The 15,068-nt window shown below is 71.9% G+C and carries 12 protein-coding genes and 1 pseudogene; 7 read left to right on the top strand and 6 right to left on the bottom strand.

Features of this window, described 5'->3' with window-relative positions:
• The first annotated feature begins 55 nt into the window (after positions 1-55).
• Complete coding sequence (era, locus tag BLT97_RS22450; protein WP_176953857.1) at positions 56-1,006, top strand: GTPase Era; 951 nt, start codon at positions 56-58, stop codon at positions 1,004-1,006.
• A 131-nt stretch (positions 1,007-1,137) separates the two neighbouring features.
• On the opposite strand, the gene BLT97_RS22445 is transcribed toward era, so the two are convergent.
• Both BLT97_RS22445 and BLT97_RS22440 read right to left on the bottom strand, forming a co-directional pair.
• Positions 1,138-1,404: a protealysin inhibitor emfourin gene (locus BLT97_RS22445; protein ID WP_093612970.1), complete on the bottom strand. Its 267-nt coding sequence runs from the start codon at positions 1,402-1,404 to the stop codon at positions 1,138-1,140.
• Between the two features lie 54 nt (positions 1,405-1,458).
• Positions 1,459-2,532, bottom strand: a complete 1,074-nt coding sequence (locus BLT97_RS22440; RefSeq protein WP_093612968.1) for a M4 family metallopeptidase — start codon at positions 2,530-2,532, stop codon at positions 1,459-1,461.
• Positions 2,533-2,874: 342 nt separating this feature from the next.
• Here BLT97_RS22440 and leuA point away from each other — a divergent pair, with 342 nt between their 5' ends.
• Together leuA and BLT97_RS22425 are read left to right on the top strand one after the other, a co-directional pair.
• Positions 2,875-4,635 (top strand): 2-isopropylmalate synthase, encoded by a 1,761-nt coding sequence (gene leuA, locus BLT97_RS22430; protein WP_093612966.1) that lies wholly within the window; start codon positions 2,875-2,877, stop codon positions 4,633-4,635.
• Positions 4,636-4,808: 173 nt separating this feature from the next.
• Complete coding sequence (locus tag BLT97_RS22425; protein WP_093612964.1) at positions 4,809-5,570, top strand: tellurite resistance TerB family protein; 762 nt, start codon at positions 4,809-4,811, stop codon at positions 5,568-5,570.
• Between the two features lie 313 nt (positions 5,571-5,883).
• Here the strand turns inward: BLT97_RS22425 and BLT97_RS22420 are convergent, their stop codons facing one another.
• Positions 5,884-6,630 carry a GAF and ANTAR domain-containing protein gene (locus tag BLT97_RS22420; RefSeq protein WP_093612962.1) on the bottom strand — a complete coding sequence of 249 codons (747 nt, stop codon included), beginning with the start codon at positions 6,628-6,630 and terminating at the stop codon, positions 5,884-5,886.
• A gap of 334 nt (positions 6,631-6,964) precedes the next feature.
• Here BLT97_RS22420 and BLT97_RS22415 point away from each other — a divergent pair, with 334 nt between their 5' ends.
• The 4 genes from BLT97_RS22415 (at position 6,965) to BLT97_RS22400 (ending at position 12,578) form a co-directional block, all read left to right on the top strand.
• Positions 6,965-9,049: an MMPL family transporter gene (locus tag BLT97_RS22415; RefSeq protein WP_093612960.1), complete on the top strand. Its 2,085-nt coding sequence runs from the start codon at positions 6,965-6,967 to the stop codon at positions 9,047-9,049.
• 26 nt (positions 9,050-9,075) lie between these two features.
• Entirely contained in the window at positions 9,076-10,572 is a 1,497-nt protein-coding gene (locus BLT97_RS22410; RefSeq protein ID WP_245769477.1) for a sensor histidine kinase, read from the top strand.
• Entirely contained in the window at positions 10,569-11,246 is a 678-nt protein-coding gene (locus tag BLT97_RS22405) for a response regulator (protein WP_093612956.1), read from the top strand. The genes BLT97_RS22410 and BLT97_RS22405 overlap by 4 nt, the downstream gene beginning before the upstream one ends.
• Positions 11,247-11,354: 108 nt before the next feature.
• Positions 11,355-12,578, top strand: coding sequence for a sialidase family protein (locus BLT97_RS22400; protein ID WP_093612954.1), 1,224 nt, complete (start codon positions 11,355-11,357; stop codon positions 12,576-12,578).
• Between the two features lie 103 nt (positions 12,579-12,681).
• Here the strand turns inward: BLT97_RS22400 and BLT97_RS22395 are convergent.
• The 3 genes and pseudogenes from BLT97_RS22395 to BLT97_RS22385 all read right to left on the bottom strand — a co-directional run.
• Positions 12,682-12,999: pseudogene (locus BLT97_RS22395) on the bottom strand (LamB/YcsF family protein); the annotation flags it as partial.
• Positions 13,000-13,065: 66 nt separating this feature from the next.
• Positions 13,066-13,992 carry a dihydrodipicolinate synthase family protein gene (locus BLT97_RS22390; RefSeq protein ID WP_093612952.1) on the bottom strand — a complete coding sequence of 309 codons (927 nt, stop codon included), beginning with the start codon at positions 13,990-13,992 and terminating at the stop codon, positions 13,066-13,068.
• Complete coding sequence (locus BLT97_RS22385; RefSeq protein ID WP_093613261.1) at positions 13,989-15,056, bottom strand: oligopeptide/dipeptide ABC transporter ATP-binding protein; 1,068 nt, start codon at positions 15,054-15,056, stop codon at positions 13,989-13,991. Before BLT97_RS22385 ends, BLT97_RS22390 begins: the two co-directional genes overlap by 4 nt.
• Between the last annotated feature and the right edge of the window lie 12 nt (positions 15,057-15,068).

The raw sequence follows: 15,068 nt of genomic DNA, 5'->3' as shown, positions 1-15,068 counted from the left end.
ACCTGGAACGGTAAGGGCAAGCCCATGGCAGGCACCCACCCCGCCATCGGGGACAATGGGCGGCATGAGCGCACCTTCCCCCGAGCCGCAGGCGAGCCACCGCGCAGGATTCGCCTGCTTCGTCGGCCGGCCGAACGCAGGCAAGTCCACCCTGACGAACGCACTCGTGGGCCAGAAGGTCGCCATCACCTCGAACCGCCCGCAGACCACGCGCCACACGGTGCGCGGCATCGTGCACCGCGAGGACGCGCAGCTGATCCTGGTGGACACCCCCGGGCTCCACAAGCCGCGCACCCTGCTGGGCGAGCGGCTCAACGACGTCGTACGGACCACCTGGGCCGAGGTCGACGTCATCGGCTTCTGCCTGCCGGCGAACGAGAAGCTCGGCCCCGGTGACCGCTTCATCGCCAAGGAACTCGCGGGGATCAGGAAGACCCCGAAGATCGCGATCGTCACGAAGACCGACCTCGTCGACTCCAAGACGCTCGCCGAGCAGCTCATCGCCATCGACCAGCTCGGCAAGGACCTCGGCATCGAGTGGGCCGAGATCATCCCGGTCTCGGCGGTCAAGGGCAAGCAGGTCCAGCTGGTCGCCGACCTGCTGATCCCGATGCTCCCGGAGAGCCCCCCGCTCTACCCCGAGGGCGACCTCACGGACGAGCCCGAGCAGGTCATGGTCGCCGAGCTGATCCGCGAGGCCGCCCTTGAAGGCGTACGCGACGAGCTGCCGCACTCCATCGCGGTGGTCGTCGAGGAGATGCTGCCGCGCGAGGGCCGCCCGGCCGACAAGCCGCTGCTCGACATCCACGCCAACCTGTTCATCGAGCGCCCCAGCCAGAAGGGCATCATCATCGGCCCCAAGGGCAGGCGCCTGAAGGAGGTCGGCATGAAGTCCCGCCAGCAGATCGAGGCGCTGCTCGGCACGCCGGTCTTCCTCGACCTGCACGTCAAGGTCGCCAAGGACTGGCAGCGCGACCCGAAGCAGCTGCGACGACTGGGGTTCTGACGTGCTGGACTTCGTGATCGACGCCGTACGGGGCATCGGCCGCGCGCTCTTCTCCTGGAGCGCAGGGCGCGACCGGAAGCGCGGCCGCTAGCTGCTCACCCCGCGGACGCCGCACACGCGCGCGGCGGCCGCTAGGCGCCCTCCTTCAACACCCGTGAGATCAGCCTGCGTTGGGGCTCGGTCAGCCGGGGGTCCGCGCAGTACACCGTCCGTCCGTCGACGGTGATCTGGTACGTGAAGCCGTCGGGCACCCCGATCGGGGGCGAGCGGCGGCCCTGGGCGACCGCGTCCTCCGCGAGGGTGTGCCACTCGGCCGCGTCCGGGCGGCCCGCCGTGTTCACCTCGCGGTGGTGGTCGAGGCCGCCGAATCCTCCCGTACGCCTGACTTGGATACGCATGGCTCCCTGTCTAGTACGGGGCGGGCCGGTGCGGTACCCGCCCCGCACCCCGGATCAGGCCGAGGCCACGCCGACCTGCGACCAGGCCTTCACCACCGCCTGGTGCTCCTCGCCCTCCCCGTAACGGGAGGCCGCCGCCGCCACGCTCGCCTTCGCGAAGTCCTCGAAGGACGCGTCGACCGCCAGGCCGCCCGCGGTGAGCGTGTCGTACCAGATCTGCCCGGCCCGCTCCCACGCGTTGCCGCCGAGGGCCTCGGCCACCAGGTAGAAGGCGTGGTTCGGGATGCCCGAGTTGATGTGCACGCCGCCGTTGTCGCGGCCGGTGCGCACATAGCCGTCCATGGTGGCCGGCTGCGGGTCCTTGCCGAGCACGTCGTCGTCGTACGCCGAACCCGGCTCCTTCATGGAGCGCAGCGCCTTGCCCGTGACGCGCGGCGCGAGCAGCCCGGCGCCGATCAGCCAGTCGGCCTGCTCCGCGCTCTGGCCGAGCGTGTACTGCTTGATGAGCGAGCCGAAGACGTCCGACATCGACTCGTTCAGCGCGCCCGGCTGCCCGAAGTACGAGAAGTTGGCGGTGTACTGCGTGACGCCGTGGGCGAGTTCGTGGCCGATGACGTCCACCGGGATCGTGAAGTCGAGGAAGATCTCGCCGTCCCCGTCGCCGAACACCATCTGCTCGCCGTTCCAGAACGCGTTGCCGTAGTCGTCGCCGAAGTGGACCGTGGCGACCAGGGGGAGGCCCGCGCCGTCGATGGAGTTGCGCGCGAAGGCCTTCAGGAAGAGCTCGAAGGTGGCGCCGAGGCCCGCGTAGGCGCGGTTGACCGTGGCGTCCTTGCCGGGCTTGTCGCCCTCGCCGCGGACCTTCTTGCCGGGCAGCTCCTGCTTGTGCTTCGCGTCATGGATGGTGCGGTGCGGCTTGTCCGGGGCCGCGTCCTTGGGCGGGGCGACCGAGGGGGCGCCGACGACCGTGGTGAGGCGGCGCGCGGTGCGCTGCGCGGCGTCCGCGACGAGGGTCCTGCGGGCGGCGGCGGACAGCTGCGGGTCCCCGGACCGGGCGAGGCGGTCGAGGAGGTGCGGCGGCACGATGGTGCAGAAGACAGGCTCGAAGCCTGGTCGGTTGGCGGTCATGGCGGCACAGTGGCACTGGGTTATGACCCTGTCACTACCGGCAACCATGATTGGTGAACGGGATACGCGAGATCGGGCGAAGAACCCGGCATTCCGAGGGATTCGTCACCTCTGGTCCGATACGTCGCCGATGGGTACGCGCGGTCCCGCATACTGAAACGGTCCCACGTCCGGCGTCCGCCTCGGCTACGCTGCTTCGCATCATGCGTTTCGGGCTGCTTCTCCTTAGCTGCCGCGGCGAGGGCCAGTAAGACGTAGGCCGACCCCCTCCCCGCGGAGTTTGGTGTTGCGCTACGACCCGTCGGCCGCCCCAGAGCGGACCAATGAGGAGCCCTACGCATCATGACTGCATTCGCAGGCAACGAGACGCCCATCACCAACGAGACGCATGACCAGAAACCTTCCGGCATGCCGATCCACAAGTACGGGCAGTACGAGCAGGTCGACATCCCGGACCGCACCTGGCCGTCGAAGCGCATCACGAAGGCGCCCCGCTGGCTGTCCACCGATCTGCGCGACGGCAACCAGGCCCTGATCGACCCGATGTCGCCCGAGCGCAAGCGCCGGATGTTCGACCAGCTGGTCAAGATGGGCTACAAGGAGATCGAGGTCGGCTTCCCGGCCTCCGGCCAGACGGACTTCGACTTCGTACGCTCGATCATCGAGGAGCCGGGCGCCATCCCGGACGACGTCACGATCTCCGTACTGACCCAGGCCCGCGAGGACCTGATCGAGCGGACCGTGGAGTCCCTGAAGGGCGCCAAGCGCGCGACCCTGCACCTGTACAACGCCACCGCGCCGGTCTTCCGCCGGGTGGTCTTCCGCGGCTCCAAGGACGACATCAAGCAGATCGCCGTGGACGGCACGCGCCTGGTGATGGAGTACGCCGAGAAGCTGCTGGACGAGCGCACCACCTTCGGCTACCAGTACAGCCCCGAGATCTTCACCGACACCGAGCTGGACTTCGCCCTGGAGGTCTGCGAGGCGGTCTGCGACGTATGGCAGCCGGGTCCGGGCCGCGAGATCATCCTCAACCTGCCCGCCACCGTGGAGCGTTCGACTCCGTCCACGCACGCGGACCGCTTCGAATGGATGGGCCGCAACCTGTCCCGTCGCGAGTACGTCTGCCTGTCGGTGCACCCGCACAACGACCGGGGTACGGCCGTGGCGGCCGCCGAGCTGGCGGTCATGGCCGGCGCCGACCGCGTCGAGGGCTGCCTGTTCGGCCAGGGCGAGCGCACCGGCAACGTCGACCTGGTGACCCTGGGTATGAACCTGTTCAGCCAGGGCGTCGACCCCGAGATCGACTTCTCCGACATCGACGAGATCCGTCGCACGTGGGAGTACTGCAACCAGATGGAGGTCCACCCGCGCCACCCGTACGTGGGCGACCTGGTCTACACGTCCTTCTCCGGCTCCCACCAGGACGCCATCAAGAAGGGCTTCGACGCCATGGAGGCCGACGCGAAGGCCAAGGGCGTCACCGTCGACGACATCGAGTGGGCGGTCCCGTATCTGCCGATCGACCCGAAGGACGTCGGCCGCTCCTACGAGGCGGTCATCCGGGTCAACTCGCAGTCCGGCAAGGGCGGTATCGCGTACGTCCTGAAGAACGACCACAAGCTGGACCTGCCGCGCCGGATGCAGATCGAGTTCTCGAAGATCATCCAGGCGAAGACGGATGCCGAGGGCGGCGAGGTCACGCCGAAGGACATCTGGGCCACCTTCCAGGACGAGTACCTGCCCAACCCCGCGAACGCCTGGGGCCGTATCCAGGTACGCAACGGGCAGTCCACGACCGACCGCGACGGCATCGACACGCTGACCGTCGAGGCCGAGGTGGACGGCGTGGAGACCACCCTGGTGGGCACGGGCAACGGTCCGATTTCCGCCTTCTTCCACGCGCTCCAGGGCATCGGCATCGACGCCCGTCTGCTGGACTACCAGGAGCACACGATGAGCGAGGGCGCCTCCGCGCAGGCCGCCTCGTACATCGAGTGCGCCATCGGCGACAAGGTCCTGTGGGGCATCGGCATCGACGCCAACACCACGCGTGCCTCCCTGAAGGCCGTGGTCTCGGCGGTCAACCGCGCCTCGCGCTGACCCACCCTGCACGGCGCCCCGTCCGCGGTTCCGCGGGCGGGGCGCCGTGTTTCGTGCGCGGCCCGGAGTGCGGAGTGCGGGGCCCGGTGAGCGCCCCCGCCGTGGAGTGTTCCGCTCCGTTCACGACCGGTCTTGGCCAATGTGGCGTCCAAGGTGCTGACGGGCTCTCACTGATGTGGCTAACATCACGCCAACGCGGCAGCGTTGCCGAAGCGTTACGGAGGTGTGGCGTGCGGACCAGTGGACGATTTGGTCGAAACCCCGGTGTACTGGGGCGCGTCTGCGGTGTCCGTACCGCATGGACCACCATCGGTGACGGCGAGTTCTTCTGCCCCGGCTGCGGCGGGGACCGCAACTACCGCCGCAGGACCGGCCGTCGGCGCTTCACGCTGCTCGGTGTGCCGCTGCTGCCGCGCGGCGAGGCGGGGCCGGTCGTCGAATGCGCCTCGTGCCGCGACCAGTTCGCGCCGGACGTGCTCGACCACCCCACCACGCTCAAGCTCTCCGCGATGCTGCGCGACGCCGTGCACACGGTCGCGCTCGCGGTGCTCGCGGCCGGCGGCACCTCCTCGCCCACGGTGCTCTCGCGCGCGGTCGGCGCGGTGCGCTCGGCGGGGTTCGACGACTGTACGGAGGACCAGCTGACCACGCTGGTCGCCGCGCTCGCCGAGGACACCGGGCGGCTGCCCGGCGGCCCGTGCGACCCCTCGGGGGTCACCCTCGCCATCGAACTCCACGAAGCGCTCGACCCGTTGGCCCCGCATCTCGCCGCGCCGGGACGCGAGTCGATCCTGCTCCAGGCGGCCCGGATCGCCCTCGCCGACGGCCCGTACACGCCGGCCGAGCGCGAGGTGCTCGCGACGGTGGGCGGGGCGCTGACGATCTGCGCGGACGATGTGACGCGGCTGCTCGAGTCGGCCCGTACGCCTTCGTAACCGGGCCGCTCGTACGCGCTCACGGGACCTGTATGGAGGTGCCCCTGCGGCGCATCGTGCGGGAACGCACCGCAGGGGCGGTGCCGGAGCCTTGGTCGGCGATGGGGCTCCGGCCGGGCACCGGACATCCGAGTCGCCTGGCGGGAGAACGGGCGAAGCAGGGATGCCGGTGTGGTCACGGAGCTTCATCCCAACTCCGTGGCCGAGGGTAGCGAGCCCTTTCCTTGATCGGTAGTCGCTCTGCCGAGTGCCCGCCCGCCCGGTTGTGCCGATCGCCCGACCGATTGCGCCCGTCGGTCTGCCGGCCGCCCGGCTATCCCTCGGGCGGGCGTGGCCGGAAGTCCGGTGGTGGCTGCGGCGGGTGGCCGGTGACCCGGGTGATCAGGTCGGCGCACAGATCACGGAGCTTGACGTTGCGGTTCTGGGAGGTGCTCCGCAGGATCGCGAAGGCCTCGTCGGCGGTGCAGCGCTGCTGGGCGATGATGATGCCGACGGCCTGGTCGATCACGCCCCGGTTGCGCAGGGCCTGCTGGATGTCCTCGGTGAACTGGCGTGACTGCGCCATGCGTTGGGCCAGCTCGATGGCGCCCGTCGCCTCGGCGGCCAGGGCGCGCAGCGCGGACCTGTCGACGTCGTCCAGGCCGTGGGCCTCGGGGCAGTAGAGGTTGAGGGCACCGGCCGTGTCGGAGTGGGCGGCGATCGGGAACGAGGAGGAGGAGCGGGTGCCGGTCGCGACCGCGTGGGCGGGGTAGGGACCCCAGCGATCCTCGTCCATGAGGTCGCCGACATGGACCTCCTTGCCCGTGCGCAACGCCTGCAGACAGGGGCCGTCGTCCAGGCCGTACTGCCGCTCGTCCAGCTCGCGCGCCGTCTTGCCGACGCTCGTCACGGTGACGAAGCGCCCGGCGCGCTGCAGAGTGATGCCGCAGCCGTCGGCCCGCGGGGCCAGGGAGGAGGCCTGCTCGGCGAGCGCGGTGAGGAACCCGTCCAGGGTCTCGGTGTCGAGCAGGAGGTCGACGAGCCGGGACGCGTCGGGCCGGTCGTTTCCGTGGAGAGGCATGCGTGGTCCGTTCAGCGGGGCGGGCGTGCCCGTGCCGTGGATGTCATGTGAGCACCCCCGGCGTGCGGTGCACCGTCACCCACGGCTCCCCCCGAAGCCGGGGGCTACACATGCCGCCGGCCGGACCCCGCGTACTTCATCCGGAGCGGCCCCGTTACTCCCGCGGGAGTAACCACGCTCCGTTGCCGCCCCCGGCAGTACCCCGTAACTCGCCCCCTCGCCCGACGTTCCCCGCCGCCGCGGCCGGGAGTCTGGTGGACGGCCCCCGACGGCGCACTGACCGGACGGGCACGGGGCCGGACGACGGGACGACGGGATGAGGGAGGGATTCGCCATGGGGGCGAAGACGCAGAGGGGCGCACGCAGGCGGGCGGTCCCCTGGGTGGTGCTCGGCCTGTGGGTGGTGCTGCTCGCGGTGGTCGTGCCGTTCGCGGGCAAGACCGGCGACGTGCAGCGCGACCGGGCCGTGGACTACCTGCCGGCGAACGCGGACTCCACCCAAGTCGCCCGGATCCAGGAGCAGTTGCCGGGCGGCGAGGCCACCGAACTCGTCGTGGTCTACCACCGCGAGGGCGGGCTCACCGCGGCCGACAAGACCACCGCGCAGACACAGATCGACCAGATCGCCGGGCAGCACGAGCTGGTCGCGCCGCCGGAGGCCGTACCGTCGAAGAGCGGTGACACGCTGTTCTACCCGGTGGTCAGCAACGAGCCGGGCTCGGACGAGAAGCTGCGCGACGCGCTCGTCGGCGAGGTACGCGAGGTCGCGGAGGGCGGCGGCGGGCTGAGCGTCGACGTCGGCGGTCCGGGCGCGCTCGCGACCGACGCCTCCGAGGTGTACAACGCGCTCGACGGCCCGTTGCTCTACACCACCGTCGCCGTCGTCGCGATCCTGCTCATCCTGATCTACCGCAGCCCGCTCCTGTGGCTGGTCCCGCTGGTCGTCGCCGGTATCGCCGACGCGCTGTCCCTCGGCGTGACCTACGGCCTGCACCAGGCCTTCGACATCACCGTCAGCGGCCAGTCCACCGGCATCATGACGGTCCTCGTCTTCGGCGCGGGCACCGACTACGCGCTGCTGCTCATCGCCCGCTACCGCGAGGAACTGCGGCGCCAGGAAAGGCCGTCGGACGCCATGGCCACCGCGCTGCGCGGCTGCGGCCCGGCCATCCTCGCCTCCTCCGGCACGGTGGCCGCGGGCATGCTCTGCCTGCTCGCCGCCGACCTCAACTCCAGCAGCGGCATGGGCCCCACGGCCGCCGTGGGCGTGCTGTGCGCCCTGGTCGCGATGACCACGCTCCTGCCTGCCCTGCTCGTCCTGCTCGGCCGCCGTGTCTTCTGGCCGCTGATCCCCGCGTACGGGTCGCAGCCCAAGCAGCGCCGTTCCCTGTTCGGCGCGATGGGCGCCTCGGTGCAGCGCCGCCCGATCGCCGTGCTCGCCACCTCGGCCGCGGTGCTCGGTGCGCTCGCGCTCGGCGCGTTCAACCTGTCCGGGAGCGTCAAGCAGGAGGACTCCTTCACCAAGACCCCCGAGGCCGTACGGGCGATGACCACGCTCGCCGAGGCCTACCCGGAGCGCTCCACGCAGCCCGTCACCGTCCTCGCGCCGACCGGCGAGGCGGCCCAAGTCCTCGACCGGGCCAAGGGAGTCGACGGGGTGGCCGCGGCCGAGCAGGGCCGCAGCGGCGACACCTGGACCGAGATCTCGGTGATCGCCGAGGACCCGCCGCAGTCCCCGGGCGAGACCGCCACCATCGAGGAGCTGCGCGCCACGCTCGACGGCAGCCTGGTCGGCGGGCCCAGCGCCCAGCAGCTCGACCTCGACGAGACCAACGCGCGGGACACCAAGGTCGTCGTGCCGATCGTCCTCGTCTCGGTGCTCCTGATCCTCATCGTGCTCCTGCGCTCCCTGGTCGCCCCGTTGCTGCTCACCGCCGCCGTGGTCGCGGTGTGGGGTGCGGCGCTCGGCATCGGCGGTCTCGTCTTCGAACCGGTCTTCGGCTTCGAGGGCTCCGACCCCGGACTGCCGCTGATCTCCTTCGTGTTCCTGGTGGCGCTCGGCGTCGACTACGGGATCTTCCTGATGCACCGGATGCGCGAGGAGGCACTCAAGGGCATGGACACGCCGGAGGCCGCGCTCACCGCGCTCCGTACGACCGGAGCGGTGATCGCCTCCGCGGGCCTGGTGCTCGCGGCCACCTTCGGGGTCCTGATGAACATGCCGCTCGTCCAGCTGGTCGAGATGGGCTTCGTGATCGCGGTCGGCGTGCTGCTCGACACCTTCCTCGTCCGCACGTACCTGGTCACCTCGGCCAGCATGGCGCTCGGGCGGAAGGTCTGGTGGCCGGGCCCGCTGTCGAAGAAGCCGCAGGCCGCACCGGAGCGGACCGAGCCGCTTCTCACCGCAGGGGCACCGTGAGGGAACGCATCCCGCAGGATGGACGGGTGAGCGCAGAAACCGTCCACGGCCGGGGGCCGGGCCAGGGAGCCCGGCCCCCGCGGCTGACCGAACGCATCCTCGCCGTCGTCAACCGCGACCCGCGCGACGCACCGCACCAGCTGCGCAAGGACCTGGTCCTCGTGCTGTTCTGCGTGGTGCACTCCGTGGTCCTCGCCTTCGTCACCGCGCCCGCGGGCAGCAGCGGCCAGGAGATCGACTCCGGGCACCGGCCCGAAGGCTTCGGCTGGGTGCTGCTCGTGGCCTCCGCGCTGCCCCTGCTGTGGCGGCGCCACCACTCGGGGCTCTGCCTGCTCGCCGTGATCGCGCTGATCCTGCCGTACCACACCCAGGACTTCGCCCACTCGGCGCCGTCCGCGCAGACCTACATCGCGCTCTACACGGTCGGGGCCACCAGCCGGCCCGTGCGCACCCTGGTCGTCGGCATCGGCCTGCTCGGCCTCATCCTCACGGTGATGTGGGGGATCAACCCGCACGAGGCCATGGAGTTCCTGCGGACCGCGGGCTGGGTGTTCGCCAGCCTGTTCCTCGGCTTCGACGTGCGCATCTACCGGCAGTACGTGGCCTCCATCGTCGAACGGGCCGAACGTGCCGAACGCACCCGCGAGGAGGAGGCCGCCCGCAGGGTCGCCGAGGAGCGGCTGCGCATCGCCCGCGACCTGCACGACCTGCTCGCGCACTCCATCACCCTGATCGGTGTGCAGACCTCGGTGGCCTCGCACGTCCTGACCGTCGACCCCGAGCGGCTCGACCGCGAGGCGATCGCGAAGGCGCTGGACGACATCTCCGAGACCTGCCGCACGGCGCGCGGCGAGCTGCGCTCCACGCTCGAGGTGCTGCGGGAGGCCGAACTCCCGGACGGGCGCGGGGCGTTGCCCGGGCTTGACGGACTGCCCGACCTGGCGGCATCGGCCCGTACGGCGGGCGCGCGGGTGACCCTGTCCGTGGCGGTCGAGGCGGAGGACGTGCCGGCCGCGGTGGGCGCGGCCGTGTACCGCATCGTGCAGGAGGCGCTGACCAACGCCGTACGGCACGCGGGGCAGGGCGTGCGGATCGCGGTCAGCGTACGGCCCGAGGGGAGCTGGGGGCTGCGCCTGAGCGTCGAGGACGACGGCCCCGCGGGCGCCGCGCCCCCGGTGACGTCCACCTCCGGCTACGGTCTGGTCGGCATGCGCGAACGCGTCCGCAGCGTCGGCGGCACACTGGACGCGGCCCCGCGCGAGCAAGGCGGCTTCGCGGTGCGCGCGGTGCTGCCGCTGCGTCTGTCGCAGAACGGGGACGTGAAGGCGGCGGGTGTGAAGTCGGGGGTCACCGAGGTGACCGAAGCCGCGGACAGCAGGACCGGGTCCGTCGAGGCGGCGGACGTGAAGGCGGGGAGTGCGACGGTGGGGAATGCGGCCCGGGGGAATATGACCGGGGGGAACGCGGCTCGGGGGAATGCGACCGAGGGGAACGTGACAGCGGGGGAGAGGGACGAGGCATGACGGGAACGCCCATCCGGGTCCTGCTCGCGGACGACCAGCGCCTGGTGCGCGCGGCCTTCGCGATGCTCGTCGAGTCGGCCAGGGACATGGAGGTCGTCGCCCAGGCGGGCACCGGCCGCGAGGCCGTGGAGCTGGCCCGTGCCGAACGCGCCGACCTCGTCGTCATGGACATCCGCATGCCCGACCTCGACGGCATCGAGGCGACCCGGCTGATCGCCGAGGACGAGGACCTCGCGGGGGTGAAGGTCCTGGTCCTGACCACGTACGACACCGACGAGCACATCATCGAGGCGCTGCGCGCGGGCGCCTCCGGCTTCCTGGTCAAGGACACCAAGCCGGCCGAACTCCTCGACGCCATCCGGACGGTGGCCGCCGGCGAGTCGCTGCTCTCGCCGGGTCCGACCTCGCGGTTGATCGCCCGCGTCCTGCGGGCCCCCGCCGCGCCGCCGACCGGCGGCCCTGAGGGTCTGTCGGAGCGCGAGCGCGAGGTGCTCACGCTGGTGGCCCGCGGCCTCAACAACACCGAGATCGCCGAGTCGTTGGGCCTCAGCCCGCTCACGGCGAAGACCCACGTCAGCCGCATCATGGGCAAGCTGGGCGCGCGGGACCGGGCCCAACTGGTCATCTGCGCCTACGAGTCGGGGCTCGTCGCCCCCGGAGGCGGCGGGGCCTGACGGTTTCCCGCCGGGCCGTCCCGAGGTATTGCCGTACCCTCCGCGGCCCACTACGTTCACGCGAGACATCGAACGTCCTACGTCCTACGTTCTGTACGGAGGAGCACGATGACCTCGCTGTGGAAGCACCGGCCACACAGGAGACCCGTTCTGGCGGGCGGTCTCGCGGCGGCCGCACTCGCCGCCCTGCTGCTGCCGGCCGCCCCCGCCTCGGCCGCCGCCGCGCCCTGCACCGGATCCGTCCCGTACACCTCGGGCGAGGGCGGCTACGACACGTACCGCATCCCCGCCGTGGTGAAGACCCGCGCCGGCACGCTGCTCGCCTTCGCCGAGGGCCGCGTCGGAGGCGCCGGCGACACCGGCAACATCGACGTGGTCGTCAAGCGGTCCCGCGACGGCGGCTGCACCTGGGGCGAGTTGAGCGTGGTCGCCGCGGGCGGCGGCGACACCCGGGGCAATCCGGCGCCCGTGATCGACCCGCGCACCGGCCGGATCGTGCTGCTCACCTCGTACAACAGCGGCGCGGTCACCGAGGCGCAGATCATGCGCGGCGAGGCGACGCCCGAGCAGAGCCGCCGGGTGTTCGTACAGACCAGCCGGGACGACGGCCGCAGTTTCAGCGCACCGCGCGACATCACCGCGGACACGAAGAAGCAGGGCTGGCGCTGGTACGCCACCGGGCCGGGGCACGCCGTGGCCCTCACCCACGGCCGGTACGCGGGACGGCTCGTCGTCCCCTCGAACCACTCCGTGGCACCGCCCGCCGGGTCCGCCGACACCGGGGCCGAGGCCAAGTACTACGGGGCGCACTCGCTCTACAGCGACGACGGCGGGCGCACCTGGCGGATCGGCTTCGTGGACGACTCGTACGACGGCGCGATCAACTCCAACGAGTCCCTCGCCGCCGAACTCCCCGACGGCACCCTCTACTTCACCTCGCGCGACCAGAACGGTACGACCCCCGGCAACCGCCTCGACGCCTACTCGCGCGACGGCGGCCGCACCCTGACCCGGCCCTACGCGGTCCAGCCCACGCTGAACGACGTGCCGGTGGTCCAGGCGAGCGTGCTCCAACTGGCGGGCAGGAAAGCCCCGTTGGTGTTCTCCGGGCCGTCCGTGCCGACCGCGCGGCAGGCGATGGCCGTATGGACGAGCCAGGACCGGGGCGCCACCTTCACCAAGGCCCTCACCGTCTCCCCGGACAGGGCAGCCTACTCCGACCTGGTGCAGGTCGACGGCGGGACGGTCGGGCTGCTCTACGAGACGGGCGTGGCCGGGACGTACGAGCGCATCGCGTTCCGCCGCATCCCGGTGGACGAGCTGCGCGGCTGAGGCAGCGGCCCCCGCTCCTGCGGTGAGCGGGGGCCGCGCCGGTGACACGGCGGGACCCGCTCCGGAAGCGCCCGGATCGGGCCCCACCGACCGCGCCCACAGGCGCCCGGACCGTGATGCGCCGGCCGTCCAGCGAGGTGACGGCGGCGTCGCGGGCCAGGCCCAGCGAGCGCTCGACGACAGCCGAGGGATCGGTGACGACCGATCGCTCGCGTGTACGCGGCACCAGCGTGCCCTCGTCCGTGTAGGCGCGGTCCGCGAACGCCTCGGCGACCACCGGCAGTTCGGCCTTCGCGGCGAGGTCCAGGAAACGGGAGCCCGGCAGGCCGAGTACGGGGAGCCCGCCCGCGAGGAGCACGCCGTCCACGACCGCTGCGGCCTGCTCCTCGTCGTGCACCACCCGGTTGTAGAGCGCGGGATGGGCCGCATCGAGACCGCCCACCGCCCGCTCAGCCGGCCCGCGCTGCGGCAGGCCCGCCGCCCGCGCCTACAGCAACCCCGCCCCCGCCAGATACTTCCCCACCCGCTCGACCTCCGGCGCGGACAGCGGCACCTGCGGCAGCATCGTCGCCGCGCAGTCGATCACTCCGCGCAGCTGGAGCGCCGCCTTGAAGGCGCCGAGGGCCGAGGAGGAGCGGCCCATGCGGGCCGGGTCGCCCACCTCGACCATGCCGAACAGGGTGCACAGGCGCTCCTGTTCGGCCAGCGCACGCTCCCAGTCGCCGGCCTTCGCGTACCGGTAGAGCCGTACGTACCCCTCGGGATCCACGTTCCCGAGGCCGGGCACCACGCCGTGCGCGCCCATCGCGAGCGCCGAGTCGACCGTCAGTTCCGAGCCGGTCAGGACCGAGAAGCCGGGCAGCGCCCGCGTGCCCATCAGGCAGGCGCGGAAGGCGCCTTCGTCCCCGCTGGAGTCCTTGAGGCCGGCGATCACCCCGTCCTCGGCCAGTTCGGTCACCACGTCGGGAGTGAGCTTCAGGGGCACGGACGCCGGCTGGTCGTAGGCGAACACCGGCACGGGGGAGTGGGCCGCGACGGCCCGGAAGTGACGGGTGATCTCGGCGGGATGGGTGCGCGTGTAGAAGGGCGCGGTGACCACGACCGCGTCCGCGCCCGCGGCCGTCACCGCGTCCACGTGGTCGTTGACGCGCAGGGTCGTCATGTCGATCGCGCCCGCCAGGACCGGGAGTTGGCCGCCTACGTGGCCGACGACCGTCTCGACCACCGTACGGCGGTGGCGGTCCGGCAGATACGCGGCCTCGGAGGAGGAGCCGAGCACGAACAGGGCGTCCACACCGGCCGACACCAGATGGTCCACGAGACGCGTGAGCGAGGCCGTGTCCACCTCGTTGTCCGGTGTCAGGGGGGTGCAGACGGGCGGTACGACACCGGTCAGCGGGGCGGGGAGTGTCATCGAGTCTCCTTGACGGCCGTGGCGGCGGCAGCGGGGCCGGGGGCGGTGGGGTCGGGGGCGGCGGTGGTGCGGGCGGCTTGCAGGACCAGGTCGTGCGTGGACCGGTCGCCCTCCACCGGGTGGTGGCAGCGGAAGCGGTGCCCGTGCGCCTCGGCGGCGACGGGCTCGGGCATCGCCTGGGCGCACACGTCGTCGGCCTTCCAACAGCGCGTACGGAACGGGCAGCCGGAGGGCGGACGCGTCGCCGAGGGCACCGGTCCGACCAGGGGGATCGGGTCGATCGGCGCGAGCAGCCCGGGGGTGGCCGAGAACAGGGCACGGGTGTACGGATGCCGGGACCGGTCGAGCACCGCGTCGGCCGGCGACTCCTCCACGATCCGGCCGAGATACATGGTGATCACGCGGTCGCTCATCCTGCGCACGGTCTGGATGTCGTGGGACACGAAGACGAGCGCGAGGCCCAGGCGTTCCTTCAGGTCCAGCAGGAGGTTGAGGATCTGGGCGCGCACCGAGACGTCGAGGGCGCTGGTGGGCTCGTCCGCGACCACCAGGTCCGGTTCGAGGGCGAGGGCGCGCGCGATGGCCACGCGCTGGCGCTGGCCGCCGGACAGCTGCCCGGGCAGCCCCTCGGCCAGGACCTTCGGCAGCCCGACGAGCGCCATCAACTCCCGTACCCGCGCCTCGCGTTGGGCCGCGGTGCCGCGCCGGTGCACGTCCAGGGGGTCGCGCAGGGTCTGGCGGACGGTGAGCCGGCGGTTCAGGGCCGTGGACGGGTCCTGGAAGATCATGCCGGTGCGGGTGCCGATTGCGGCCCGCCGCTCGGCCGGCTTCATCGTCCACAGGTCGCGGCCGCCGAAGGCCACCGTCCCCGAGGTCGGCCGCTGCACACCGACGAGCACCTTCGCGAGGGTGGACTTGCCGCACCCCGACTCGCCCACGACGCCCACCGTCTCGCCGGGCGCGATGGTGAGATCGGCGCCGGTCAGGGCGTACACGCGGTCGCGCGAGAAGAGACCGCCGGAGCGCGCCCTGTGCACGACGTGGGTGTCGGTGAGGGAGATCAACGGCTCGGTGGA

Source organism: Streptomyces indicus, from assembly GCF_900100315.1.
GTDB lineage: Bacteria > Actinomycetota > Actinomycetes > Streptomycetales > Streptomycetaceae > Streptomyces > Streptomyces indicus.
The sequence above is the reverse complement of the archived record's forward strand: the minus strand, read 5'-3'. Positions and strand labels throughout refer to the sequence as shown.